The following is a 24,979-nucleotide window of genomic DNA, read 5'->3' on the forward strand; positions in this document are numbered from 1 at the left end:
GGCTTTTTCGGCTGTGCTAATCTCAGCTTAATTATAGTGTTAGTTCACTTTTGCTAATTGGTATTGTAATGATAAAAATAATGCTCTCTTTGGCCTTGGCCTTATTCATCTCGCCGGCTATGGCGACGGATAAAGGTGGACGCAACCCCGCCAACTTACAACTAGCCTCGGTTAGCGCCGTGGTTATTGACGCCGATAGCGGCGAGGTACTGTATAAAAAATACGCGAATATGGTAAAGCCAATTGCCTCGCTAACCAAGGTAATGACGGCCATGGTAGTGTTAGACGCAAAGCTGCCACTGAATGAAACCATTCGCTTTAGCAATGATGACCGCAAGGCCATTAACTACTACCACTCCCGTATTCGGGTAGACTCCGAACTGCCCCGAGGTGAAGTACTGCGCCTTGCCCTTATGTCATCAGAGAATTTGGCGGCAGCGGCCTTAGGCCGCAATTACCCGGGTGGTCTACCGGCCTTTGTTGCCAGAATGAACGCAAAAGCCCGCGCCCTAGGCATGAAAAACACACATTTTGTCGATAGCAGCGGCTTGTCTGGCAAAAACGTATCTACCGCCGAAGATTTGGCTAAGCTCGTTGCGGCGGCGGCTAAGTACCGAGAAATTGCCACGTACTCCACCACCTCAATCTATACCGCTAACTTTAGTCGCCCGCGCTATCGCTTGGATTATGTGAACACCAATCCGCTAGTACGCTACCAGCGCTGGGACGTGGCCATGAGTAAAACCGGCTACCTAGACGAAGCCGGTCGCTGCTTGGTAATGAAAACCAATGTCGACGGCAAAGAATTGCTCATCGTCATGTTAGACTCGTTTGGCAAAACCAGTCCCATGGGCGACGCTGGCCGCATTAAACGCTGGTTGGCTTCTGGCAACGGTGGCACGGTAGCCAGCGCAGCAAAAGATTATCAAAAGCGTAAAATAGCGAGCCATCTGGCGAGCCGTGCGACGGCCAGTATTCGTTAATCGCATCATTTTGTAGCGCTAGCGCTACCAGTTAAACCCATTATTGGGGCTGCCTCGCATAGCGACGCAGCCCTTTTTATTTAAAGAAGCACAGTGGCATATCAGCAAGACTTTAAAGACCAAGGCTTAGCGTGGGAAGAGACCGCCATAACAGAGCATGGTGCCGAATACGTGCTCCATAGCAGCGTTGTTACAAGCCCAGATAATATGACCGTCGAGGCTATACTCGCAAACTGCGTAGAGCACGCGGTGGCGTTGTTGGCCGATAATATTAACGACGACTCCCTCTACCTCATGTTCGAGTGGGATAATACAGCATCAACACTCACCATCGTCGTTACCGACGACAGCAAAAGTCGCGACGCAAAACACCGCGTTTTATGCGATATGTCTGCTATGAACGCAAAAATGAAACAGCTCGCCGAATCAGATCAGTGGAAGTACCAAGATGAATCTTTTGCCGATATTGTTAAACACGCCCTGCACGACTACCTAACCACCTGCACCGGCTTTATGCGTTACTCGCTGGTTGCCGTGTTTCATCAGGCCTCAAGGCAGCAGACAGAACTGCTTTAAGCTTATAGCGTTGCATGGCTTTGTGGTGTTTGGCGCGAAATACTGCTTAACGGACTGCGCACGCCGTAGGCACCATGGTTTAAAACATGGGTATAAATCTCGGTGGTTGTTACGTCACTATGCCCAAGCTGCTGCTGTACAGTGCGAATATCTGCGCCGGACTGCAATAAATGCGTTGCAAAGGAATGGCGCAGAGTATGGCTAGTGACATTTTTGCGAATACGGGCACGGATAGCTGCGCGTCGGATTACCTTATTTAAAGCTGACTCGTCAAAATGATGACGGCGAAGTGCGCCACAATGAGGGTCGTGGCTTAATTTGCTTGCAGGAAACAGATACTGCCAATTCAATGACGTTGCCGCCTTGGGGTATTTTCTCGCCATCGCATCTGGCATCCACACGCCTGCATAAACCGTATTCGTCAAATCGCCAATAAGTAAACGTTCAACTTCATTAATTTGCGCCTGTAAAGCGGCCAAAAGCTCCGGCGCCAAGGTAACCAAGCGGTGTTTATTACCTTTGCCGTGCCACACTTGTACCTGCAAATGATTAAAATCTATATCTTTTGTTCTTAATCGCAACAACTCAATGCGACGCAAGCCCGAGCCATACAACATGGCAACCATCAGTTTATGCGTGCCTGCAAGTTGCGATAATAGAAGAGCCACTTCGTTCTGCGTTAACACCACGGGTAACTTGGCTTGCCGCTTTGAATGCCTAAGCCCGCTTAACGTTCCCAATGGTTGACCTAAGTATTTGTTATATAAAAACGCAATAGAATTCAATGCTATGGCCTGAGTTGAGGCAGAAACGTTACGTTGAACAACAAGGTGATTCAGAAATGCCTCTACTTCTTGCGTGCCCATGGAAGATGGGTGCTGCTTTTGATTAAATAAAATGAAATACTTGATCCAATATAAATAGGACTTTATTGTGCGTAGGCTATATCGGCGTACAAGCATGTACTCCTGCACAGACCGAAGGAATGGTGAAGCGCTCATGTCGACAATCCTTGTCATTTGCTGTATGTATATGCAGTATATTTTTCTTTCCGCTGCCGTCAAGTACCTTGGCCAGCATAATAGGAAAGGCATTCCTACGCCAAAATTAAATATATTGAAAAACAATCAGTTGCAGTGCGGCACTTTGAATATTAAAAAATTAAGAGGCCGCCTTCTAATAATTATTATGAGGCCAGTGGCCTCATTAACAGACTGTTATACGACTATACGCGCCAGCTTCTCCAGCTCTTCGCGCAACGCTCTACGAAGATGTGCTTCTATTGGCTCGCGTGAGTCCTCGTCGAATTCGTCTACATACTCCCTGTCGTCTGATTCGCTATCCCAAATCCTGATGCCAGCAAACTCGACAATCTGTACAAACCCGTTTGTTTGCAGGGTTATATTCAAATATTCAACGCCGCCAGTGCTTTCAACAATATCCTGCTCTATCGAGTTCACTGCTGCCTCAATGTCTTGCGTATTCATTGTGTTCTCCAAGTTCGTATAACAAGCGCGTAAACTCGGACCCTCGCTTCGCTCGGCCCGGTTACGCTTGGCGTTAGTGATTTCCATGAAGAATGCATTTCATAAGCTCTACGGCGCATTTTTAGCGGCATTTTTCCTAATAATGGGCCTGTCATTTTTGCGGTCATCGGGTGTTATAAACTGGTCATTTTGGCCGAATACGCTAATCGAGCTGGGGGTAGCGCTTCTAGCTCTCGGATTGTCTGTAATCTTTGGATTTCTTTCGGGTAGACGATTTCAATTTGGTGTGGCGATAATCGAGGCTGGAGAGCCAGAGATATTTGCAAGATCATGGGCGGCGGCATCAGGAATACTTATTGTTCTATGTGCGGTAGGAGTAATCGCCTATGCGGTTATCAATCACTAACAATGGCGGGCAGTTGCCGCTGAAAAGCGCGGCGGGACAGTCAAAACGCTACGCTTTTTTGCCTGCCCCTGCCGCAGGGCGTTAGAAGTATTGAGATATGAGTGAAATTGAATTTTTGTGTTTTAATCAAGTGAATCCAGAAGACTTCATGGCAGTCGTCAATGAGGATTCTCTGAGAACACATTTAATCGATCATCCATATTTTGATGCAGCCAGCCTTCAAGAGTGGATGGGAGATAAAATTAAAGTGGATGCGATAGAGGGTTGTCGTATTCGGGCAGTTTATATAGGTGGGGTTTTAGCTGGTTGGTGTGGAATTCAGCCAGATGATAATGGTTTTGAATTAGCTGTTGTTATCTCACAAAAATTCTGGGGTTTTGGCATTCCAATTTTTAAAGTGCTCATGTGTTGGGCAAATGAGTTAGGGCATAAAGAAATACTATTTCATTTACTTGAAAGTAGGCCTGAGTACAAGGCACTAAATAAAATGGCCACTAAAGTTCATAAAACAGAACAATTAGGTCGGTATTTTACAACTTACCATATTCCAGTAGGTAAATAATGAGCGAAAAAACTTCTAACAAGTGCGTGCACGGGATGTCAAAAAGCTGCGCTTTTCGCCACCCGTGACGCAGGCGTTAAGCATCCTAAATAATAAGGCCCAAGATAATTTATGAACTATGTAGCTCCTGAAATTACATTAGATGCGTTTCACTGTCCTTTTTGTGGAACGTACGCGCATATGGATTGGTCTTGGCTTGTCAATCAAAATAAAGGCCAACGCATAGATTACTTAGAGGCTGATTGTTCTAGGTGCAGAAAATCTAGCCTTTGGTTATCGAAGGAGATAAGGAATGATCAGGGTTACTTAAAGCCAATAGCAGGCGAAATGATCTTTCCCGACTTTGGTACGGCCCCGCTTCCGGATAGTGATATGCCAGAAGATGTAGTGGCAGACTACCAAGAAGCAGCCAGTATATTTTCTAAGTCCCCAAGAGGTGCAGCTGCGTTATTGAGACTTGGATTGCAAAAACTATGTAGGCATCTTGGGGAAGAAGGAAAGAACATTAATGAAGATATTAGATCTCTCGCGACAAAAAATACGTTGCCGCCATTGGTGGTTAAAGTGGCAGATACTGTCCGAATAACTGGGAATAATGCTGTCCACCCTGGAGAAATGTCTGATGAAGACTTCGATCATATTGCTTCAAAGATGTTTGAGCTTTTGAATTTTGTTGTCAAAAAAGGAATATCTGAGCCTAAAGAGTTGGAGGCACTTTATACAATGACACCGGAAGGTCCTAGAAAAAGCGCGGAAACCCGTGATGCCAAATCTAAGCCAGATAATGCTTAACAAAGCATTGCAGCGGACAAGCCGTTGAATGCGGCGTTAACTGTCTCTATCTATGAAAGTCGTAACTTGGAACTGTAATGGAGCACTCAGACGAAAGCTTGCAGAAGCAGATAGCTTGCGAGCTGATGTCTTGGTGGTGCAGGAATGTGAAGATCCCGCGTTATCGACGCCCGCATATAGAGAGTGGGCCGGTTCCTACCTGTGGATGGGCGAGTCAAAAAATCGTGGCATCGGCATTTTTCCGCGAAACGGTCATCGAGTCGAAAAGTTAAATTGGAGTGGCAGCTTTTCCGTCCCTGGGCTTTTCAGCAAAAGTGAAACACTGAATTGGAGCACGGAAGATCTCAGGCTTTTTCTCCCTTTCACTATCAATAGAGATTTCACCGTGCTGGCCGTCTGGACGAAGGGGCGCAATGAAGAAGCATTTGGCTACATGGGGCAATTCTGGAAGTACCTTCAGATTCACCGTGACGATCTTAGCGGGCCAAAGACAGTCATTCTCGGCGATTTTAATAGCAATGTGCGCTGGGATAAGCCGGACCGCTGGTGGAATCACTCGGACGTAGTTGCCGAGCTTAGTGAGATGGGTTTCAAGAGCCAGTATCATCGAGTCTTCGAGGAAGAACAGGGCAATGAGACCAGCCCGACATTTTTCTTGCAGCGGAACCGCGAGAAGGCCTATCACATTGACTACGTTTTCACCTCGTCAGACGTTGCAGAAAAATGTAATTTGCAGGTCGGTCAACACGACGAGTGGATTTCAATAAGTGACCACGTACCGCTGACGTTGAGCATCAACAGTTAACAATCGGCTGCACGGCGACCGATTTTCCGCCGCTTCGCGGCTCCAAACCGGCGCGTGAGCCGGGCGTTAAGTGTTTTAGCTAGGTAAGCGCTCAATTAACCACGCCCTATACGAGGGACACATTCCAGGGTAGCAATGCCTGCAATTCGTCATCACTGGATATGCTTGGCAGTCTTGCAAACACCTCACGCAAATACGCGTAAGGTTCAAGGCCATTCGCTTTCGCGGTTTCGATCAAGCTATAAATAGCGGCGCTGGCGTGGGCACCTCTGGGCGTCGCGCTGAACAGCCAATTTTTGCGGCCAATAACGAAGGGGCGGATGGCGTTCTCCGCAAGGTTATTGTCGATGTTGACGTCGCCGTCTTCTGTGTAGGCTACGAGCTTTTCCCAGTTCTTATTGAGATAACCCAGCGCCGTACCGAGTAGGCCTTTGGGCAAGGTGCTGTGTAGTGTTTTGTCCAGCCACTCCCTAAGGGCGCTGAAGATCGGAACACTTTTCTCTTGGCGTAGCTGGCGGCGAGTTTCGCTGCTCGCGTCTTTCGCCTGCTTTTCGATGGCGTACAGCTTGGCAATATAACTGATCGCCACATCGGCTTTGCCGATGCGGGTAGTCTTTTTGTCTTTAGATGTCCCTGCCTTTTGAGCATCAACGAATTTACGGCGTGCGTGTGCCCAGCACCCCACATGGCTAATGTCGTCTTTGCGTCCAACGGCATGGTAGCCCGCATAGTCATCGGTTTGCAGGTAACCACTAAAGTCCTTTAGTAATTTTTCCGCCACGCTGCCAGCGCGGCTCGGCGCATAATCATATAACACGATGGAGTGATCGGGGGCGCCACTGCGCCTGACCCACATATACGATTGGCTACTTGCGGGCCTGTCCGGTTCGTTTAGCACCTGAAGCGGCGTTTCGTCGCACTGGATGATTTTGCCGCTGCGAAGTTCGCTATCAAGCTGGGCGATAAGTGGCGCGATCAATTCACCGCTGCGCATCATCCAATTGGCGAGGGTGTTGCGGGGGATATCAATCTCCATCCGTTTGAAGATGGCTTCTTGGCGGTGCAGTGGCAGCGCATCATGGTATTTCGCGGTAGCGATATACGCCAGTAGGCCTGCACTCGCATTGCTTTTTGGAATGGGCTGCGCCGGTAATGCGGCGGTACGTACCGTCGATTCACACGCTTTGCAGGCGTATTTCAGGCGGGCGTGTACTAAGACGTGGACGGTTGCAGGAATGATATCCAGCTGCTCGCTGGTGTCTTCGCCAATATGCGTTAACGCACAACCGCATTCACAGACTTTGTCGGCATCAGCCAGATCATGTTCGATACGAACGTGCGGCAAGTCAGCGGGTAACGATTTACGACCACGGGATTTGCGACGCTCATACTGGATTGTTTCGGTTTCGGCGTCATCCGTGTTTTCGTCAAGGTCGTCTTCGGGAACAGGCTCAGCGGCTTCGGCTTCATTAAACAGCTCGGCCTGCCCATCCGACTTCTCGCTGCTGGCCGCAAAGCGTTTATGCCTGAGTAAACGCACTTGTGCTTCGAGTAACGAGATGCGTTTATCCTTCTCCAAAAGCAAAGCTTTGAGGCTGTGGATATCGTCAGAAGAAGGGGTTGATGGTCGCGTCGTCATGACGCGTATTATACCAAAAGACCGTTAGCTAACCGAGTCAAAATACAAGGTTTCATGCGGTTTATTGCGCCAAATATCCAAGCCATCGAGCAAGAGGTTTAAGTCGCGGCCATCGCGTAATTCATAGCCTGACTCGCACTGGCGAGGCCATTTAAAGCGCTGCTTTTCTAGGCGCTTATACCAGACCACAAAACCATTTCGCTCCCAATACAGGAGTTTGATTTTATCTCGGCCACGATTGCAAAACACAAACAAGACTTCCATCATCGGCGAGAGCGCCAGCTCGTTTTCAACCAGCGCGGCCAAGCCATTGATGGACTTGCGCATATCTACCGGGGCCATGTACAAATAGACCTCAATATTGGATGTCGGCCGCAGCATCAGTTCGATTCCCGAAGGAGTTGCAGCACGGCGGGCAACACGACAGGCAAATCGCTGGCGGATAATTCCAATCGAACGCCGAGCGGTAAATTCATTATCATACGAGATGAGGCTGGCATGCCGCCCAGTTTTAATAATTTTGCTGAGGGCGCTTTTGCGGGGCTCAATCGATTGCGCCAATACGCGAAGTTATGAAATTTGATCTCATGCTGCTTGCAATACGCGGCTTGGGATAGTCCGCTGCCTTGCCAGGCGGTGACATGGTCTTGCCAGAATTGGGCTTTGTTGATGGTGGTCATGAATAGCTCCTCAGTTAAAAATTGAAGAGTAAAGCCGTAGTGGGAAGATTATTAGATGTGGTTTATTGAGCGCTTACAGTACAAGTCTTATTCGTTGAATTTCATTACAAAGCTCATGGTGGCAAGAATCGGTATGCTGTTTGGTAGATGAGGCATGAAATCGCGTATCACAAGTTAGTGAACTTCGCGCCTGCGGCGCCGGACGCCTTCGACTGCGCTTCGCTCCGTTACAGCCCTCGGTTATCGAGGCGTTATATTTGTAGAAAAGCCATCTAGATAAGGGCTTTGCTAATATTGGCCAAAGCACACGTAATCAGCTGCCATATTCCTCTATTCGATCTGTTAAAGCCGGTATTTTATCGGAGCGCCGATAATTCAATATCAGCAAAGCTGCGAACGCAGCGATGGTGGGGGTGGTACTCCATTTCGGCCGCGTCTCTTTGTAGCCACGCAGTGTGCATACCGACTTCCGCTGCGGCGTCTAGCTCTTCAACTATATCGGATAAAAACAGAATTTCACTGGCTGGTTTGCCAATCGCTTTTTGAATTTTTTGGTAGGACTCGGCTTCGCGCTTGGCGCCGGTAACGGTGTCGAAATAGCCTTTAAACAAGCCGCTTAAATCGCCGCCTTCGTTAAATTCAAAAAACAGTTTTTGCGCGTAAACCGAGCCTGAGGAATAAACATAAAGACCCAGGCCTTGCTGATGCCAAGCTTTTAGGGAGTCTAATGCGTCCGCGTAAATATGGGCTTGGTAATCGCCGTTGCGGTAGCCGTGTTCCCAGACTAAGCCCTGCAAGCTTTTAAGCGGTGTGACTTTTTTGTCGTCGCTAATCCAGTGCAAAAGTTGGGCGATGAGGGCCTCAATATCATCGGCGGCAATGCCCGCTAATGCGGCAACGTCTTGTAATGCGCTACTTACTTCAGGTTTAGTGTGATTGCCGCGAACAAACTCAGGCAAATTCTTTGCCGCATAAGGGAAGAGCACTTCATGCACAAAATGAATTGAGCTGGTGGTGCCTTCAATGTCGGTAAGAATGGTGTTGACCACAGTCTATTCCCTTGGCTTTTAGTTTGTTGCGGCAATGCGTGAGTAGGCGTCGGCGATTTTGCTGCCGGTGTAATTCGCCACCCAGCCATCGGGGTTGTTAAAAAAGCGAATGGCGACTAAGTCCGGCTCCGGGCCAAGATCAAACCAGTGCTTGGTGTTGGCGGGTACGCTTAGTAAATCGCCTTTTTCGCAGAGTATCTCAAATACTTTGTCGCCAATATGCAGGGCAAACAGACCTTGGCCCTCAACAAAAAAGCGCACTTCATCTTCGCTGTGGGTATGCTCGTCTAAAAACTTTTGGCGAAGGGCGTCTTTTTGGGGATTGTCACTGGCGATGCTGATCACGTCTACGGTTTGGTAGCCTTGTTCGCGTATCAAGCGTTCCACATCATCAGCATAAGCGGCTAAGACGGTGTCTTGGCTATCGCCAGCGCGAGTATCGTCACGGGTTTGCCATTGCTCAAAGCGAACGCCCTCGGCGCCGAGTAAGCGGCTAATCTCACTTGGCTCAGTGCTGTGCACCAACGACTGGTTGCTGTCGGAATCGGCAAAAATAGTCAGTGTACTCATGGTGGCTCCTAGCGGCTAAGGCGCATTCTTTCGAGTTCGCAGTGTAAAAGAAAATCGACGGCTTCTAAATTGCGCATACAGGCGTCTAAATCTTTGCCCCAGCAATACACGCCGTGGCCGCGAATTAAATAGGCGGGGCAGAGGGGGTGCTCGGCTAGGTATTGATCGGCCTCTACCGCAAGGGCGTCGATATCTTGGGTATTGGCAAAAATGGGGATGCTCACGCGGGTGGCGTGGGTGTCGACGCCATCAAAGGCTTTGAGTAGCTCGTAATTTTCTAACACCAGTTCAGGGCTGTTTGCCAGTGCCATGGACAAAACCGTGGCTGCTGGGGAGTGGCAGTGCAGTACTGCGCCTATGTGGGCGAAGCGGGCATACAGCTGGGTGTGCAGGGCGGTTTCTGCCGAGGGTTTGCCGCTGCTGATCGGCTTGGCACGGAGGTCAACGGCAATGAAATCGCTGGGGCTAAGGCGGCCCTTGTGATTGCCGGATGCAGTGACAATGGCCGACTCGGCATTGAGGCGACAAGAGAAGTTACCACTGGTGGCGGGCACCCAGCCCCGGCGGTAAAGCTCGTCACCAGCGGCGGCCAGGGCAACGGCCTGCTGGTAGAAGTATTTGCTGTCGATCATGGCGGCTTCTCTTCCTTTTTAGCTGTCAGCGGCGGCGCGCAAGTGGGCGAGGACCTTGTCACGGTTGGGGGCATGAATAATGCCGTGTTCGGTAACAATGGCGTCGATTAAGGCGGCGGGTGTTACGTCAAAAGCCGGGTTGGCAATATTGATATTTTCTGGTGCAATCCGCTGGCCAAAGCTGTGGCTGATTTCTTCGCCGGGGCGCTGTTCAATGGGGATTTGCTCACCGTCGATATTGGCGTCAAAGGTACTGGTCGGCGCGGCAACCATGACTTTTACACCGTGGTATTTGGCGATAATAGCGAGGTTATAGGTGCCGATTTTATTCGCGGCATCGCCATTGGCGGCAACGCGGTCGGCGCCCACAATAATCCAGCTGGGCTTTTGTTCCCGCATAAGGTGCGCCGCGGCGCCCTCAATGGCCAAGGTCACTGGAATACCGTCTTGCATTAGTTCCCAGCTGGTAAGCCTTGCGCCCTGCAGCCATGGCCGGGTTTCTCCGGCAATCACGCCGCGAATATTGCCGTCGCGGTAGGCGGAGCGAATAACCCCCAGTGCTGTACCGTAGCCCCCGGTGGCCAAGGCACCGGCGTTGCAGTGGGTGTACACCACGCTGTTGGCGGGAATCAGGCTGGCGCCAAAATCGCCTATGCGCTGGTTGAGCTTAATGTCTTCGGCGTGAATGTTTTCTGCCAGCGCGGTGAGTGCGCCCAGTACATTGCCACCATTGCCTTGTTCTTCTATTACGCGGTCGCAGCGCTCCAGTGCCCAAAATAAATTAACGGCGGTGGGGCGGGAATTAGCCAAGGCGCTGCGCGCCGCGCTAAGTGCCTGACACCACGCGGCGACGCTGGCGGGCGTAGATGTGAGTTGCTGCGCAGCCAGTACCATGCCGTAGGCTGCGGTGATGCCAATTGCGGGTGCGCCGCGCACCACCATATTACGAATGGCCTCAGCCACCGCAAAGGGCTCGCTGTAGCTTAGGTACTCAATTTGAGCGGGAAGTATGCGTTGGTCAAGCAATTGCAATTGCTGTGTTGACCATTTAATGGCGCTGGGGCTAGTCACTGGCGGCCTCCGTTTTTACAGGGCGGCAATTATAAGCTTGCTCCTAGGTGTTTGGCCATGCGGATGTCAGAATGGTGTTTTGATAGCTGTTTTTAGCGGAGTTGTGAATGGGCGAATATGGAGTGTGGCTGGTCGCCGCTACCTTAATAATTGTGGTGCTAATGGTGATTGCTGGGCGCTTGCTGTGGCAATTACGTGAACAGCGTCGGCGCGAACAGGCTGAGCGCTCGGGCTTTCAAAATGAGTTGGAGGTGCAGGGCGTGGCGGCACGAGAAGGGATTTCGATCCTTACGCGCAGCTATTTGGCTGGGCAGTTGGGCGCAAGTGAGTGCGCGCTGCGGGTGGCGGTGTTGGCCGAGACGGCGGCGGTGGATTCGGCCTATAGCGCCGATATTGCGGTATTTAGCGATATGGCGGCTAGCTTGGCGCATATTCCAACCCATGCAGATTGGAAGGCCTTAAGTGCTGAAGAACGCGCTAGCTACAGCGCTGAAATGGGACTGCTGGAAGCCCGTTATCTCGATAGTCTTCAGCGCGCTGCCGAGCATTTGAGCAAGATTACTTGAGGATGTTTTGATGCTGCATCAGGTGATTTAAGCCACTAACCATATTCTGCTGGAATTTTAATTGTGCTTCGAGCTGCTCAGGTTGTAGGGGGTCAACGCCAAAAATAGAGTGGTGTAGCGGCGCCAGGGTGACGTAACCCAAAATCATGCAGTGGAAGGCCATGGCGGTGGGGACGTTGATCCAGTCTTTGTCGGGGTTTTTGGCTGGGTCGCTAATTGACGAGAAAAATTTGCGGTACCAGCGGTCACTCAGTAAGTCTAGCGTTTCGTCGCGGGCGAGGGTGGCGTGCTGGACGATACGCGCGGTATTAGGGGTTGTGGCCAACAGCGATAGCACTTGATAGATTTGCTGGCTGGTGTCAGCAAAATCGGCATCGGCGGCCATGCCTCTTGTCGCCTCTGCCAAGGGGGTGAAAAGCCGGTGGCAAACCTGCTCGTAAATCGCAAATTTATTGCTGAAATGTTTATAAATACCTGGGCTGCTAATGCCAACTTGAGCGGCAATCTCGCTTACTGATGTCGCAGCAAAGCCCTGTTGGGCAAACAGGCCTTCGGCAACATCGAGTATGCGTTCCTTGGTATTGCGGCGGGTAGCCATTGTCTAATCCTTCTTCTTCAATTTTATCGGTATCGCTTATTACTGGGCAATTAACCACATAAACGCGACTGCGCTGCCTAAGCTGGCAACGAGCAAGAAAAAAGCCTGCCAGCGGAAGCGTTTACTCAGCGAATCGGGTTCTGAGCTAGCAATCATATAGGGTTGTCGGCGACTGGGCGAGTAGCTGATGGTATGTACCGGGGCCGGAGGCGTTTGATTGCGGTATTGGCGCTGCGCTTTGCGCAGGGCTTCGGCGCGTACTAAGTCCCATTCTTGTAGGTCTATTTCACCATCGCCGTTGCGGTCAAAACGGGCGACGAGCTGGTCGTAATCCCGTTTCCAATCATTGAGTATCGTTGCCATCGCTTTTTCTTGTAGCTCACTGGCGCTGGGCGGGTGCCGAGTTTGAAATTGGCCAATGATATAGAGTAAATCGTCAGCGCAGAGTATTTCTTCAGTATAACGATAGCGACTGCCAAATAGGCTGTGCTTACTCAACGTGCTATTGGGATGGCGTTCACTGCCCTTCCATACCTTTTTGCGCAGGGTGCTCACCTCGGCGCGATCGGGGTAAACAATACAGTCGCCGGTACCGTCATTGAGTATAAATGGCTGCTCGCTGGTTTTGCGTTCGACACTGCGCCAATGGCTATTTTTGCCTGAGGATTCGTAGCGCTCAATATTGTAGCGGTACCACAGGCAGGGCGTTTGGCTTAAGCCACTGAGTAGCAATTCTGAGGTACCGGCTTTGGCAAAGCCGATGAGCTCAACATAACCCTGGTGCGCAGAGCGAATTTTAGAGGTTGGGGTATCTTCAATGATGCGGGCGGAGTGCAGGCGGCTGAGGCTGCCATAGGCGCAGCCTAGGGCAATGGCGGCGCTGATTCCTAGGCTGAGATAATCCGCCGACATATTAATTAAACAAAGATTTTATATCGACGTCCTGTACTTCACTTTTGGCAAACTTCAGCAGATCGAAGGCGTGAAAGCGAAACCAGCGGGCGATGATGACGTCGGGAAATTGTTCAATACGAACATTGTTGTTGTTCACCGCTTCGTTATAGACCTCACGCCGATCGGCAATGGCATTTTCTAATTCTGAAATGCGATTTTGCAAGGCGGCAAAACTGCTGTCGGCTTTTAGCTCGGGGTAGTTTTCAGCCAGTGCAAATAGTTGGCCGGTTGAAGCGCGCAAGTTTGTTTCAGCTTGCCCCAGGGCAATTATGTCGTGGTTGGACTGGGCAACAGACACCTGCTGGCGGGCGGTAATGACCTTGCTGAGGGTTTCTTGCTCGTGCTTCATATACTGTTTGCAGGTTTCGATGAGCTTGGGGAGCTCGTCGTGGCGCTGCTTGAGCAGTACGTCAATATTGGCAAGGTGCTTGCTCACGGCGTGTTTTAAACTGACCAGGCCGTTATAGAGCATGACCAAATAAAAAATACTAAATAGGACGACAGCGAGGCTGATAATAAGACCGATTTCCATGTCCTTGTTCCTTTGTTGATAAATATAAGTTTGGGAGCCTTAATGGCCGGCTTCGAAGCGAATGGGCATTTTCTTTATGCCGTTTACAAAATACGAGCGGATATACTCTAGCTCGCCATTAGTCCGGGGTTTGCGCAATCGGGGGATGATCTCCTCGAACATGACGAGTAACTCTAACCGGGCAAGGTGGGAACCAATGCAAAAGTGCTGTCCTATGCCAAATGAGCGCACTTGCTGAGCCAGCTTGGGCATGCGCTCGGCGCGGCGAACATCAAATTGCATGGCGTCGTCACCAAATACCGCTTCATCGTGATTGACGGCGTGATAGTGAAGAATGACTTTGTCACCGGCTTTGATCGCTTGGCCACCTAGCTCAATATCTTGGGTCGCGGTGCGACGCATTTGTATAAACGCGGTGTTGAACCGCAGTATTTCGTCGATTGCGGCGGGTATCTTTGCGGGATTGTCGACTAAGTACTGGAGCTGCTCGGGATGCTCCATTAAAAGACGCATGCCGTGGGAGATTACGGTTCGGGTAGATTCATTGCCGCCGACCAAGATAAGAATAAACATCCAGGCAAAGTCTTCTTCTGATATGCCCTCGCCGTCGACTTCACCATCGAGCAAGGCGCCCGTTATATTGTTCATGGGCTCGCTGCGATGTTTTGCGGCCAGTTGCAATGCGTAGTTAATACAGTCGCCTGCGGCAATCTGGCCGTCTAGCTCGCTGGTTGCCATGTCGGGGTCGTCAGCGAAGATCATGGTGTTGGTCCAGTCGAAAAACTGCTTGCGGTCGCTAAGCGGCACCCCTAAAAGCTCAAGTATGGCTATGAGTGGAAGTTCCGCCGCGACCTCTTCGACAAACTCGCATTCGCCGCGCGCCACGACATTATCCAAAATACGCTTAGCATGGGCGCGAAATGCCGGCTCATAGGAGTCGACCCGCTTTGGTGTAAAAGCCTCACGTACAATGCGCCGGACTTTCTGGTGGCGCGGTGGGTCCATATTGATAATGGTGTGGCTGAAAATTAAATCCACCATGTCCTGGGGGTGCTCCATTGGGAAGGAGCTGCGCAGCGCTGACGAAAATAGGGCGGGGTTTTTAGAGACGTAGTCAAGCTCTTGCTGGCCCACTACCGCCCAATAAGGTACGCCGGTCAGGGGGTCATCCATTTTAAGCACCGGCCCTGCTTGGCGAAATTTTTGGAGTGCCTCGTAGGGCATACCCTGCGCGTAGGTATCGGGGTCTAGCAGATTGGCAAAAGGGCATTCCGGCATAGTGAGGTCTCTTATTGAGCTTGTTATTCAGGTATGTCGTTAGTTGTTTGGGGCTTGATCGCTAAGCACGCTTAATTGCGTGTCCAGTCTGGCGCCGGCAGGCCCATGTTTTCTAAAAATACTGGGTTGAATAATTTGCTCTTATAGCGATCGCCGTAGTCGCAAAGTATGGTCACAATTGTGTGGCCGGGGCCGAGTTTGCGGGCTAGCTGCACAGCGCCAGCAATATTAATGGCTGAGGAGCCCCCCAGGCAGAGACCTTCGTGACGAAGCATGTCAAAGATATAGGGCAGGGCTTCGGCATCGCTGACCTCAAAGGCCTGATCGATATTGGCTAATCGTAAATTATCGGTAACCAAGCTTATACCAATGCCCTCGGTGATTGATCTACCCTCACCGCGCAATTCGCCATTGGTGAAATAATTATAAAGTGAAGAACCTTTGGGGTCGGCCAAACCAATCGTGATCTCGGGTTTGTGGGCTTTGAGGGCGCGACTGACACCAGCAAGAGTGCCGCCGGTGCCTACCGCACAAATAAAGCCGTCGATATTGCCAGCTGTTTGCTGCCAAATTTCTTGGCCAGTTGTGCGTTCATGGATGTCGGTATTGGCGGTATTATCAAATTGCCGAGCCCAAATTGCCCCGTTAGGCTCCGATTCATTTAAACTTTCGGCCAATCGTCGGGCTGTGTGAATATAGTGATTAGGGTCGCTGTAGCTCGTGGCGGTGACAAGGCGCAGGTCGGCACCGTATAAATCGAGTAATTCGATTTTTTCTCGGCTCTGGCTTTGGGGCATTACCACCACGCTGCGGTAACCTAGGGCGTTGGCGATAAGGGTCAGGCCAATCCCGGTGTTGCCAGCGGTGCCCTCGACGATGGTGCCACCCGGACGCAGCGTGCCCTTGGCTTCGGCGTCGCGAATTATGCCTAATGCGGTGCGGTCTTTAACAGAGCCACCTGGGTTGAGAAACTCTGCTTTGCCTAAAATGGTACAGCCGGTCAGTTCTGATACCTGTTTGAGGTGGATCAGTGGGGTATTGCCGATAAGCTCGGGCATTGACTTAAAAGTAGGCAAAGACATGATTTACTCCATTATTTACTGTCCTAATGGTATAGGTGAGGGGCTGAGGCGGCAATGCTAATTATAAAATGGCGCTATGCTGGGTTAATGAGCAATACTTAGAATTACTATAAGCTGTATAGGAAGGCATATGCTGAAAAGTATTTTGCGGCTACTGGTTTGTTTGGTGTTTTTTTTTGGTGGGATAGGCCATTTCCTGCTGGCCGAGGACTTTGCCGGTATCGTGCCGCCAATCTTGCCGTGGCCTTTGTTAATCGTGTGGCTAACGGGTGTGCTGGAACTGTTGCTGGTGATTGGTATATTGTTGCCGACGCTGCGCAGTGCGGCGGGTAAGCTTGCTGCGGTGTATTGCTTGCTGGTATTGCCCGCCAATATCTATCAAGCGCTCAGCGATATCCCTATTTTCGGCGGGCCGGTAGCACCAGAGCTATTGTGGTTGCGCATTCCGCTGCAGTTTGTTTTGATCGCGGCCATTCTGTGGTCCACCAATGATAATTCAGAAACCTTGATCCAGGCGCCCAACGGCGACGTATAAACGTATAACAAGGGGTTCATAAATGGCAGAACTTGCCGTCGAGCAAGCGCGCAATGGCGAATTTTGGGCCGACTGTGTAGAGCGTATTGCGCAAGAGCGCGATAAACACAGTTTCATGCAGTTGTTCGATTATTTTTCGCCGAGGGTTAATGCCTATTTGCTGGGGCAGGGCGCGGAGCCTGCCATGGCTGAAGACTTAAGCCAAGAGGCCTTGCTAGCCCTGTGGAATAAAGCCCATTTGTACTCGCGTGAGAAAGCGGCGGTCAGCACCTGGTTATTTCGTGTTGCCAGAAATCTGTGGATTGATCGATTGCGTAAGCAGCGCGGTATCGCCTATGAGTCGGACGAGAATTTGGCCGAGACGGTGGATGACGAGGCGCGCTTAAATGCTGATGGCGAGCGTTTAAAGGCGGTGCTAGACACCTTGCCGCAGAGTCAGGCGCAAGTGGTCTACAAGTCTTATTACGAAGGCAAGAGCCACAGCGAGATTGCCGGTGAAACCGGAATGCCTTTAGGTAGCGTTAAATCAAGTTTGCGGCTGGCGATAAAAGCTTTTCGTCAGCATTTTGGAGAAGATGGCGTATGAGCCGTATTGAGCATCACCCGAATCAAGAAACCCTGCTTAGCTATGCGGCGGGCGCATTGCCCGCTGGCTTGGCCTTAGTGGTTGGCTGCCATCTGCAGTATTGCCCGGAGTGCCGGGTGAGCGTGAATGCCGGTGAGGTGTTGGGCGCGGGCTTGATGGTCGCGTTGACGCCAAAGGCACTTTCCGCTCGGGCGAGGACAAATATTCTTGAACAGCTAGATACTAATTTAAGCGAAAGTAAGCACGCCGAGAAACTCTGCGTGCCTGATGATAAGGCGAATTCAAATGCCTCTGTGCCTGAGGCAATTCCTCGGTTATTACACCGTTTTCTGCAGGAAGATAGTTTTGACGCATTACCCTGGAAGCGGACTATTGCGCCAGGTTTAAAGCAGATTATTCTTAGCTGTGATGAAGGCGATGTGCGCTTACTGAGGATTGCCGCAGGTAAAAGAATGCCTGTGCACAGTCATCGTGGCAGCGAATTGACCATGATCTTACGCGGCGGCTACAGCGATAATGTGGGCAAATTTAATGCCGGTGACGTTGCAGATCTCGATGCCAGCGTTGAGCATCAGCCCGTTGCCGATAGCGACGAAGACTGTATTTGCCTTGCCGGTATGGATGCGCCCTTAGCGTTTCGGGGGTGGTTAGCTCGGTTAATACAGCCGATTGTCGGTATGTGATGGTCTTGCTTGCTCAGTAACAAAAACGGCAGCCTAGGCTGCCGTTTTTGTTACTGAGCGCTTAGATGATTAATATTCGTAAATCACGTCAACGCCGTAGCTGCGAGGGTCGCCCCAAATGACGGTGCGATCACTGTGAGGAAGGTTGTCGATGGCGGTAATTTCAAATTCTTCGTCGGCGAGGTTTTTGCCCCAAATGCCGATATTGAACTTACCGTAGTTGCCCACGGGTATTTCACTCAAGCTTAGGCGACCATTGACCAAGCCGTAATCACTAATAAAGGTGTTGCGAGCATTGTGGGCCCGCGACCCACCGTTGCGGTTGTCCATGAAGTTATAGCTTATGTTCACCGCTACCGTGCCCCAGTTCATATTGGCAATTGTCCAATCTGCTGCGGCGGTGTAAGAGTTTTTGGGCGCTGAGTAGAAAACAAAGCTGTCGGAAAGGTCATTGCCAAACTCGTCTTCGGCCTTGGTTACTTCAGCGTCCAAATACGCGTAGTTAAACATTAACATCAGGTTTTCGGTGGGTAAGTAGGTGATGTCGGCTTCTAAACCGCGCATGGTCGCTTCACCAGCGTTAGTCACCTTGGTGTCAGCAATGGTGCCAGACAAAATAAAGTTCAGCTGCATTTCGGTGTATTCACTGGTGAATACGTTGGCGTTAATCCGCAGGCGACGGTCGAGTAATTCGCTTTTTATACCGAGCTCGACAGAGGCAACATGCTCCTCATCAAAGCCGTCGGCAAAACCGAAGCCATAGACATTACCATCGGGGGCCGGTGTGGCCGTGTCGTCGCCTTTACCCGGTGTGCCGGGGGCTTCGCCGGTGGCGCCGCGCTGCGGGTCGCGGGTGTTGAAACCACCCGATTTATACGCTTGCACAAATTTGCCGTAGACATTGATGTCGTCGGTGACATCAAATTCGGCAATAAAGCTAAAGGACGAATCGTCAAAGTCTTTTTGGGCTTGAACGTTATTAAAGGCGCGATCACCCGGTATTAAAAAGCCGCCCTGCTCGAGAATTGGCGCCAAGGTGCCAAGGTTCTCCATGTCGATCGCCATATCTAATGAGCGGATTTCGACATAGGTTTTATCGGTTTGATTTTTTAGGGCCTCGCGCTCGTCTTGGGAATAGCGTGCACCAAAGGTTAGGTGCATGCGCTCGTCGAGAATACGGGGCGTCCAGGTGAACTGGCCGTAAGCGGCGATGGCGGTGTTCTTAATGTCGTAGCGCTGGGAGAGCATGTTTACCAGGTGCACGTCACCGCTGTCTAATAATACTGAACCTATTGCTGCGCCCAGTACAGGAATGGGAATAACGCCATCACTGATTTCAGAGCTGAACTGATGGTGGAGCGGACTATTGTTTTCCGTGGCTTCTTCTTCGAAATAATACGCTCCCGTGATGTAGTCGATACTGCCATTGAGTGCCGAGCCGCTAAATTGGAACTCGTGGGAAAATTGCTCTTGGTTGATTTGCGGTACCACGAGCGGCAGGCAATCTTCGCCGGTTTGCGCCTGGACTGAGGGACCACAATAGGCGTGGGAGTCGGTGCGGTAGTTTTCGGAGCCAATACCACCGCCGAGATCCGCGTAAGCGGCGTCATAGAGTTCTCGATAGGCGCCAATGTATTTAAGTTGGGCGTTCTCAAAGGTTTTGGTGATGATTAATGAGTGGCCTTCAATTTCGGTGGCCGAGGTTTCCAGTGGCCTGGCAGTAGCCATGTCGTCGAAGCGATCTTCGCTGTGCTTGGACTGGGTAACGGCGTATTCCCGAACCGGCTCGGCCTGCCCCTTGTTTTGTACCCCTGGGCGGATCGATTGGTACATATAGTTATAATATTCGTAATCTGAGCTGTCGTAGGCGTAATCGAGGGTAAGGCTGTCGCTGATGTCCCAGCGCAGGTCAATGCGGTAGCCTTCAACTTGCTTGTCGCCGAAATCGCCACCTGGCCCTGTGTTCTCAATAAAGCCGTCCATGCGGGTGTTTAAATACGCTACCTTGGCAGCAAGGGTGTCGCCAAGCGGGATGTTGGCGGAGGTTTTTGCTGTGAAGAGATTGCGATTACCCACCGTAAATTTTTGTTTCAACTCAAACTCTTCCACACTTGGGCGTTTGGTAATTAAGTTGATAGCACCCCCGGTGGTATTGCGCCCGTAGAGTGTGCCCTGAGGGCCGCGGAGGACTTCTATACGTTGTAGCTCGGCAACGTCCAAGGCGGTGCCGGTTGAGCGGGCGATATAAACGCCGTCGACATAAATGCCAACCGGCGGGTCTTGGGTAACTTGCACATCAGAAATGCCCACGCCACGAATAAAGATGCGCAGCGTTGCGTTGTTGATGGGGAAGGGCTCAATAGTCAGGCTGGGTACTTTGGAGCCAATATCCCCCAGGCTACTAATACCGTCAATTTCGAGGCGCTCCTCACCAAAGGCAGTGAGTGAGATTGGCGTGTCTTGCAATGATTCGGCTTTTTTTTGCGCCGTAACGATCACTTCTTCTAGCGCAAAGCCAGATTTTTTTGCTTCGGCAATACTGTTACAGCTAAAAACTGTTGTCAGTGCGCAAAGCCCAGCAGCATAGGGGGAAATTTTATTCACGTAGTCGCTCCGTTTCGGATCGTTATTGTTATTCAAGCTTGCTAAGTTAAAACATATTAACCTTAAAATTACAATCAGCCTCTTTTTCGATATTGATGCTCCGGTTTCGAAGCTGCGCTATGTTGTCGAGTTTGTAGTGGTTTTTGGTATCATGGGTTTTATTAAATTTTTGTAATGATTTATTTTTTATAATTTATTTAGCTGTTTACTCTGCAAAAATTTGGTGTTGGTCGGGTTTTGTTGCTGTTTCGCGTAGATATTTGTGAGGCTATTTCTATTTTCGCCTCCGCATTATTATCAGTATATGAGGTAATTGGATTATAGCCAGCAGGGCTTGGCAGACATACAAAAGTCGCTTTCCTGGCCTTCCGCTTGCGCGAGCCGGTTGGCGATTAACCAATAAACACGGGGGTTTATGGTTAAGCCGCAGTGACTGGCGTTGATTGCGATGTGGGCCGCGCCAGCACTTATCGGCAAGCGAGCTTCCTTGGGGGCTACTAAGCCGTCTGTTGGGCTATAAATAACGGTGGTGGGCACGGCGCGAGGCTTGGGCTCGCCACTGTTTTGCCATGCGGCTATACCGCGTTCGAGGTCGGGGTCAGATAGTTTGCCGCGATAGACGCGCTGCATTAGCGACCAGGCTGCGGTACCTCGAGGGTCGCCATGCGGTGCGCCGAGAGTGATGACCTGACGAATGCGTTCGGGACATTCTTGCGCAAGTTGGTCGACGTACAGTCCGCCAAGACTCCAGCCGATTAAGCTTATTTTACGGTCGTATTCGGCATAAAGTTGTTCCACTCTGCGGTGTAGCTTAGCGAGCATTTCTTGTCGGAAGTTCAATGCATCAGCAATGCTGCGTAGCCGATATGTAGCTATGTTACGGCCGCAATCCCAAGTTTTGCTGGCAAAATTTTGATTTGTTAGCCATTTTCGCAGTAACAGCGTGCTGCCATCACCGCCGCCAAAGCCCGGAACAATCAATACTGGGTGCTTGTCGCCTTTGGCTGCACTGCGCAGTAGCGGCAAGCTCAGAAGCAGTGCTTGCCCTTCAATTGCCGCACGGGGTAGCTCGCTGAGGGAGTGTCTTAGCTTGGGTGGTGTGGGTGCGTTTTTTTGATATGACTGCATTAAATTAACTCTAAGTGGAATTTTTATTATTCGTTTTAATGTTGATCAGTCGGCGCAGATAATCCGGTTTCGGCCAGATTGTTTAGCGGTGTACAGTGCTTTGTCGGCGCGCTCAAAAAAGGTGTTTTGGTTTATATCCCGGCTGCGATCAAATTGCGCTATGCCGATGCTAACCGTTAGGTCGATCTTTGCGCCATCATTAATTACGGTGGGCTGAAACTGAATGGCAGACCTGACGCGTTCTGCCACACCCCAGGCCTCGTTTTCGTCGGTTGCTGGCAAGAGAATGACAAACTCCTCACCGCCATAGCGACCCACCTGGTCGTATTCGCGAAGATTGGTGTTTAAAATGCTAACCACGTGTTTGAGGGCAAGGTCGCCAGCGGCGTGACCGTAGGTGTCATTAACAACTTTAAAGTGGTCAATATCCAACACCATAATTGAAAAGGCACTGCGCTTACGGGTCGACTCGGCGATGCTATTGGTAAATAGCTCGTCGATCATTCGGCGATTCCAGCACTGGGTGAGGGCGTCTCTGGAAGCCAGTTGGTTTAGGGTTTGCTCTAAACGCACAATGCGGCTGCCTGCCGCGATGCGCACTTTTAGTACGCGATGATCGAAGGGTTTGCTCAAAAAGTCGTCGGCGCCTGCTTCCATGGCTTCAATAATGGCTTCGTTGCCCTCTTTGCCAGTTAGCATCAGAATATAAAAAAACTGCCCATCTTCACGTTTACGGATGGTTTTACACAGTTCTGGGCCGCTCATGCCGGGCATTGACCAATCAAAGATGAGCAAATGCGGGGCGTTATCCATTTCAAGCTTTTTAAGGGCTTGTTCGCCGTTTTCAGCAAGGATCGGTACAAAGCCCCACTCTTCTAGTGCAGCGCTTAGTGCGAGCCGGGTCACTGCGTCATCGTCGACTATCAGCACATCCATAGAGGGTTATAGTCCTGCCATCTGCTTTAATTCTATGATTAGCGTGTCTAGCTTGTTTTTTGCAGTGAGCCAGTCCGTTTGCCATTGCGTTGCATCAAGTTCTAATGCGCGAGTTTCTAAAGCGCCCACTTCTTGATAATAGCTTGAACTGGCGAAATTGCCGAGCGCACTCTTGAGGCGGTGAACCGCATTAGATAATGCCTTTTTGTCGCCTTGGCTAAAAGAAAGCTCAATACTATCAATCATATCAGGAAGTTCGCTAAGAAACAGTTGCGCGAGCGTCTTGATAAGTGCGGTTTTGTTCCGGGTGATGTCCTGAACACGCTGAGGATCCAGTATCATATCGTCCTTGGGTCAAAGCAGATTATCTCTGCATAATGCCCGATATTGCCTAGGTATTCACGGTTTTTCAGTTGTCTAACGAGCGCTTAAGGCGATTTTTCTTAGGCTGCTTTCTTGCGATGGTGGGCGGGCATGCGAAATATTGAGGCGAACCCAGGGGTTGGTGCCGCACACTTCTTATTGACTTAGGGCTGTTGCGCCGAGCACTAGCGCCACACAAAGTGCAATAGTTGGCAGTGTACCCAGACTGACTTGGGCGGACGCGCCGCTAATCACAACGAGAATAATATTGCCAATTAAGGGAATGCTAAGGGTAATATTGTTTGAATTTGCCATAAGGCCTCCTAGCCTATGCTAGTTGTAGCTCGGCGTTAAGCTAAATCTAGTCGATGTGAAGTAGTATAAAGTGGACGCTAAAATAGGCGATTCGAACTTATACTTAGGTAATTCTGCATATACTGCCGCTCAAGTTCGGCATGTCGTCGCCATATTGAGCGACTTAGTCGCGATTAGCTTACCTTGCAATTAATTCAATGGTGGATGGCTTTTTGGAGTTGTACGAGTGATTGGTATTGATTCTTTGGCGGCAATGAACCCGTGGTTTATCTTGCTGTTGCTAACTGTTGGCCTGGTTGCCGGGGTGATCAATACCTTGGCCGGTGGCGGGTCAAACCTGACTTTGCCCGCCTTAATGGTGATGGGGCTGCCTGCAGATGTCGCCAATGCTACTAATCGCGTTGGAGTATTGTTGCAGTCGCTGACTGGGGTGCGTGATTTTGATCGCCATGGCCAATTGCCCCGGGCAGATCTGTGGTCTGTGCTACGGCCTACTTTAGCGGGCTCGGTGTTTGGCGCGATTGCGGCAGCGTATATGCCAGTTGCCTATCTAAAGCCGGTTTTGCTGTTTGCCATGGTGAGTATGGCGCTCATTATTTTGGTGAGACCCGCGGTGATAGCGCCACCGCTGGGAACATCGGTAAAACAACTTAAAGATTGCCCCGAGGCCTTTTGGGGCTTGTTTGCGGCAGGGATCTACGGCGGCTTTGTGCAGGCAGGCGTTGGTTTTGTATTAATTGGGGCCTTGGCAGGTACCCTGCGATATGACCTAGTAAAGACGAATGCCCTGAAAATGCTGTGTACAGCTGCGTTGACCGTGGCGGCGTTGGCGGTATTTATATGGCAAGATCTCGTGGCGTGGTTGCCCGGGCTGGTTCTTGGTCTTGGTTCAATACTTGGCGCAAAAGTGGGTGTTCGTCTGGCGCTAAAGGCGAGTCAGCGCAGCTTGAAGTGGTTTTTGTTTGTGATGACGGTGGTGGCTAGTGGCTTTGCGATGATGAGTTAATCGTCAATCCGGCCGCGCAGTGACTTGATTTTACCGCGTTGCGTTTTATTGTCCATGCGGCGGCGCTGGGAACCTTTAGTGGGCTTGGTGGGGCGGCGGGGTGGTAAGGTTTTAACAGATTCTATAATGAACTCGCGCAGACGCTGCAGGGCGTCATCTCGGTTCTTTTCCTGGGTGCGAAATTGTTGGGCCTTGATGATAATAATGCCGTCTTTGGTGATGCGTTGATCATTCTTATTCAGAAGGCGTTGCTTGTAATAGTCGGGAAGTGATGAGGCCTTGATATCAAAACGCAAGTGGATGGCAGAGGACACTTTGTTGACGTTCTGACCACCGGCACCTTGGGCGCGGATGGCGCTTAGTTCAATTTCATCGTCGGGCAGGGTGAGGGCGGCTGATATTTCAAACACAGTGAACATTCTCTATCTAAAGGACGCTAGTCTACCAGCTTGCTCGTGAGACTGGAAAACGCGCATAAAGGGCAAGGCGGGCGCTACTTTTTTGAGGTTCCCCCGCAGGCCCACCTCAGTTACAATGTTGTTTATTCTAATTTGGTGTGAT

Annotated in this window: 31 protein-coding genes; 11 read left to right on the forward strand and 20 right to left on the reverse strand. The window is 50.6% G+C overall.

The window, feature by feature from the left end; translation table 11 throughout:
• Window positions 1-68 precede the first annotated feature (68 nt).
• Both pbpG and AZF00_RS04745 read left to right on the forward strand, forming a co-directional pair.
• Window positions 69-983: a D-alanyl-D-alanine endopeptidase gene (gene pbpG / locus AZF00_RS04740; RefSeq protein WP_143829299.1), complete on the forward strand. Its 915-nt coding sequence runs from the start codon at window positions 69-71 to the stop codon at window positions 981-983.
• 93 nt (window positions 984-1,076) lie between these two features.
• Complete coding sequence (locus tag AZF00_RS04745) at window positions 1,077-1,559, forward strand: hypothetical protein (RefSeq protein ID WP_008246364.1); 483 nt, start codon at window positions 1,077-1,079, stop codon at window positions 1,557-1,559.
• Window positions 1,560-1,561: 2 nt separating this feature from the next.
• Here AZF00_RS04745 and AZF00_RS04750 read toward each other — a convergent pair whose 3' ends face one another.
• Both AZF00_RS04750 and AZF00_RS19290 read right to left on the reverse strand, forming a co-directional pair.
• Window positions 1,562-2,653, reverse strand: a complete 1,092-nt coding sequence (locus tag AZF00_RS04750) for an integron integrase (RefSeq protein WP_335338879.1) — start codon at window positions 2,651-2,653, stop codon at window positions 1,562-1,564.
• 123 nt (window positions 2,654-2,776) lie between these two features.
• On the reverse strand, window positions 2,777-3,046 hold the full coding sequence (locus AZF00_RS19290; RefSeq protein ID WP_156474845.1) for a hypothetical protein: 270 nt from the start codon (window positions 3,044-3,046) through the stop codon (window positions 2,777-2,779).
• Window positions 3,047-3,131: 85 nt separating this feature from the next.
• Between AZF00_RS19290 and AZF00_RS04760 the strand changes: the two genes are divergently transcribed.
• The 4 genes from AZF00_RS04760 (at window position 3,132) to AZF00_RS04775 (ending at window position 5,611) form a co-directional block, all read left to right on the forward strand.
• Entirely contained in the window at window positions 3,132-3,452 is a 321-nt protein-coding gene (locus tag AZF00_RS04760; protein ID WP_008246367.1) for a hypothetical protein, read from the forward strand.
• A 97-nt stretch (window positions 3,453-3,549) separates the two neighbouring features.
• The gene (locus AZF00_RS04765; RefSeq protein WP_062383255.1) at window positions 3,550-4,014 is read left to right on the forward strand and encodes a hypothetical protein; all 465 of its coding nucleotides are present in this window, start codon (window positions 3,550-3,552) and stop codon (window positions 4,012-4,014) included.
• Between the two features lie 111 nt (window positions 4,015-4,125).
• Complete coding sequence (locus AZF00_RS04770) at window positions 4,126-4,806, forward strand: DUF4145 domain-containing protein (protein WP_040802426.1); 681 nt, start codon at window positions 4,126-4,128, stop codon at window positions 4,804-4,806.
• A gap of 52 nt (window positions 4,807-4,858) precedes the next feature.
• Window positions 4,859-5,611 (forward strand): endonuclease/exonuclease/phosphatase family protein, encoded by a 753-nt coding sequence (locus AZF00_RS04775; protein ID WP_008246369.1) that lies wholly within the window; start codon window positions 4,859-4,861, stop codon window positions 5,609-5,611.
• Between the two features lie 106 nt (window positions 5,612-5,717).
• Here the strand turns inward: AZF00_RS04775 and tnpC are convergent, their stop codons facing one another.
• From tnpC to mtnA, 7 genes are all read right to left on the reverse strand, one after another.
• Window positions 5,718-7,250, reverse strand: a complete 1,533-nt coding sequence (gene tnpC / locus AZF00_RS04780) for an IS66 family transposase (protein ID WP_008251068.1) — start codon at window positions 7,248-7,250, stop codon at window positions 5,718-5,720.
• A 24-nt stretch (window positions 7,251-7,274) separates the two neighbouring features.
• Window positions 7,275-7,631 carry an IS66 family insertion sequence element accessory protein TnpB gene (gene tnpB, locus AZF00_RS04785; protein ID WP_008251070.1) on the reverse strand — a complete coding sequence of 119 codons (357 nt, stop codon included), beginning with the start codon at window positions 7,629-7,631 and terminating at the stop codon, window positions 7,275-7,277.
• The gene (gene tnpA, locus AZF00_RS04790; RefSeq protein WP_008251071.1) at window positions 7,631-7,930 is read right to left on the reverse strand and encodes an IS66 family insertion sequence element accessory protein TnpA; all 300 of its coding nucleotides are present in this window, start codon (window positions 7,928-7,930) and stop codon (window positions 7,631-7,633) included. The genes tnpB and tnpA overlap by 1 nt, the downstream gene beginning before the upstream one ends.
• Before the next feature lie 356 nt (window positions 7,931-8,286).
• Window positions 8,287-8,979 (reverse strand): acireductone synthase, encoded by a 693-nt coding sequence (gene mtnC / locus AZF00_RS04795; RefSeq protein ID WP_008246370.1) that lies wholly within the window; start codon window positions 8,977-8,979, stop codon window positions 8,287-8,289.
• An 18-nt stretch (window positions 8,980-8,997) separates the two neighbouring features.
• Window positions 8,998-9,549: a 1,2-dihydroxy-3-keto-5-methylthiopentene dioxygenase gene (locus AZF00_RS04800; RefSeq protein ID WP_008246371.1), complete on the reverse strand. Its 552-nt coding sequence runs from the start codon at window positions 9,547-9,549 to the stop codon at window positions 8,998-9,000.
• A gap of 8 nt (window positions 9,550-9,557) precedes the next feature.
• The gene (locus AZF00_RS04805) at window positions 9,558-10,181 is read right to left on the reverse strand and encodes a methylthioribulose 1-phosphate dehydratase (protein WP_008246372.1); all 624 of its coding nucleotides are present in this window, start codon (window positions 10,179-10,181) and stop codon (window positions 9,558-9,560) included.
• A gap of 18 nt (window positions 10,182-10,199) precedes the next feature.
• On the reverse strand, window positions 10,200-11,252 hold the full coding sequence (gene mtnA / locus AZF00_RS04810; RefSeq protein WP_008246373.1) for an S-methyl-5-thioribose-1-phosphate isomerase: 1,053 nt from the start codon (window positions 11,250-11,252) through the stop codon (window positions 10,200-10,202).
• 107 nt (window positions 11,253-11,359) lie between these two features.
• Between mtnA and AZF00_RS04815 the strand changes: the two genes are divergently transcribed.
• Window positions 11,360-11,818, forward strand: coding sequence for a DUF2489 domain-containing protein (locus AZF00_RS04815; RefSeq protein ID WP_008246376.1), 459 nt, complete (start codon window positions 11,360-11,362; stop codon window positions 11,816-11,818).
• On the opposite strand, the gene AZF00_RS04820 is transcribed toward AZF00_RS04815, so the two are convergent.
• The 5 genes from AZF00_RS04820 to AZF00_RS04840 all read right to left on the reverse strand — a co-directional run bounded on the left by AZF00_RS04820 (window position 11,811) and on the right by AZF00_RS04840 (window position 16,262).
• On the reverse strand, window positions 11,811-12,416 hold the full coding sequence (locus AZF00_RS04820) for a TetR/AcrR family transcriptional regulator (protein WP_008246378.1): 606 nt from the start codon (window positions 12,414-12,416) through the stop codon (window positions 11,811-11,813). The genes AZF00_RS04815 and AZF00_RS04820 overlap by 8 nt on opposite strands.
• Before the next feature lie 39 nt (window positions 12,417-12,455).
• Window positions 12,456-13,328 (reverse strand): GIDE domain-containing protein, encoded by an 873-nt coding sequence (locus AZF00_RS04825; protein ID WP_008246380.1) that lies wholly within the window; start codon window positions 13,326-13,328, stop codon window positions 12,456-12,458.
• Window position 13,329: 1 nt separating this feature from the next.
• Complete coding sequence (locus tag AZF00_RS04830; RefSeq protein WP_008246382.1) at window positions 13,330-13,902, reverse strand: LemA family protein; 573 nt, start codon at window positions 13,900-13,902, stop codon at window positions 13,330-13,332.
• A gap of 39 nt (window positions 13,903-13,941) precedes the next feature.
• Window positions 13,942-15,180 (reverse strand): cytochrome P450, encoded by a 1,239-nt coding sequence (locus AZF00_RS04835; protein ID WP_008246383.1) that lies wholly within the window; start codon window positions 15,178-15,180, stop codon window positions 13,942-13,944.
• 71 nt (window positions 15,181-15,251) lie between these two features.
• Window positions 15,252-16,262 carry a cysteine synthase A gene (locus AZF00_RS04840; RefSeq protein ID WP_008246385.1) on the reverse strand — a complete coding sequence of 337 codons (1,011 nt, stop codon included), beginning with the start codon at window positions 16,260-16,262 and terminating at the stop codon, window positions 15,252-15,254.
• A gap of 130 nt (window positions 16,263-16,392) precedes the next feature.
• Between AZF00_RS04840 and AZF00_RS04845 the strand changes: the two genes are divergently transcribed.
• From AZF00_RS04845 to AZF00_RS04855, 3 genes are read left to right on the forward strand one after another with little or no spacing between them, the layout of a single operon-like run.
• Window positions 16,393-16,797 carry a DoxX family protein gene (locus AZF00_RS04845; RefSeq protein WP_008246387.1) on the forward strand — a complete coding sequence of 135 codons (405 nt, stop codon included), beginning with the start codon at window positions 16,393-16,395 and terminating at the stop codon, window positions 16,795-16,797.
• 22 nt (window positions 16,798-16,819) lie between these two features.
• Window positions 16,820-17,383: a sigma-70 family RNA polymerase sigma factor gene (locus tag AZF00_RS04850; RefSeq protein ID WP_008246388.1), complete on the forward strand. Its 564-nt coding sequence runs from the start codon at window positions 16,820-16,822 to the stop codon at window positions 17,381-17,383.
• Window positions 17,380-18,066: a ChrR family anti-sigma-E factor gene (locus AZF00_RS04855; RefSeq protein WP_008246390.1), complete on the forward strand. Its 687-nt coding sequence runs from the start codon at window positions 17,380-17,382 to the stop codon at window positions 18,064-18,066. The genes AZF00_RS04850 and AZF00_RS04855 overlap by 4 nt, the downstream gene beginning before the upstream one ends.
• A 69-nt stretch (window positions 18,067-18,135) precedes the next feature.
• Here AZF00_RS04855 and AZF00_RS04860 read toward each other — a convergent pair whose 3' ends face one another.
• The 5 genes from AZF00_RS04860 to AZF00_RS19295 form a co-directional block, all read right to left on the reverse strand.
• A complete protein-coding gene (locus AZF00_RS04860; protein WP_008246392.1) occupies window positions 18,136-20,670 on the reverse strand; it encodes a TonB-dependent receptor in 2,535 nt (844 codons plus the stop codon).
• Between the two features lie 318 nt (window positions 20,671-20,988).
• Window positions 20,989-21,798 (reverse strand): YqiA/YcfP family alpha/beta fold hydrolase, encoded by an 810-nt coding sequence (locus AZF00_RS04865; protein WP_008246394.1) that lies wholly within the window; start codon window positions 21,796-21,798, stop codon window positions 20,989-20,991.
• A gap of 45 nt (window positions 21,799-21,843) precedes the next feature.
• Complete coding sequence (locus tag AZF00_RS04870) at window positions 21,844-22,734, reverse strand: GGDEF domain-containing response regulator (protein WP_008246396.1); 891 nt, start codon at window positions 22,732-22,734, stop codon at window positions 21,844-21,846.
• Between the two features lie 6 nt (window positions 22,735-22,740).
• On the reverse strand, window positions 22,741-23,076 hold the full coding sequence (locus tag AZF00_RS04875; RefSeq protein ID WP_008246397.1) for an Hpt domain-containing protein: 336 nt from the start codon (window positions 23,074-23,076) through the stop codon (window positions 22,741-22,743).
• A 177-nt stretch (window positions 23,077-23,253) separates the two neighbouring features.
• Window positions 23,254-23,412, reverse strand: coding sequence for a hypothetical protein (locus AZF00_RS19295; protein ID WP_156474846.1), 159 nt, complete (start codon window positions 23,410-23,412; stop codon window positions 23,254-23,256).
• A 226-nt stretch (window positions 23,413-23,638) separates the two neighbouring features.
• Between AZF00_RS19295 and AZF00_RS04880 the strand changes: the two genes are divergently transcribed.
• Complete coding sequence (locus AZF00_RS04880) at window positions 23,639-24,418, forward strand: sulfite exporter TauE/SafE family protein (protein ID WP_008246399.1); 780 nt, start codon at window positions 23,639-23,641, stop codon at window positions 24,416-24,418.
• On the opposite strand, the gene arfB is transcribed toward AZF00_RS04880, so the two are convergent.
• Complete coding sequence (gene arfB, locus AZF00_RS04885; RefSeq protein WP_008246401.1) at window positions 24,415-24,828, reverse strand: alternative ribosome rescue aminoacyl-tRNA hydrolase ArfB; 414 nt, start codon at window positions 24,826-24,828, stop codon at window positions 24,415-24,417. The two genes, AZF00_RS04880 and arfB, sit on opposite strands and share 4 nt — an antisense overlap.
• Window positions 24,829-24,979 lie beyond the last annotated feature (151 nt).

The sequence above is a fragment of the Zhongshania aliphaticivorans genome, from assembly GCF_001586255.1.
GTDB classification, from domain to species: Bacteria; Pseudomonadota; Gammaproteobacteria; order Pseudomonadales; family Spongiibacteraceae; genus Spongiibacter; species Spongiibacter aliphaticivorans.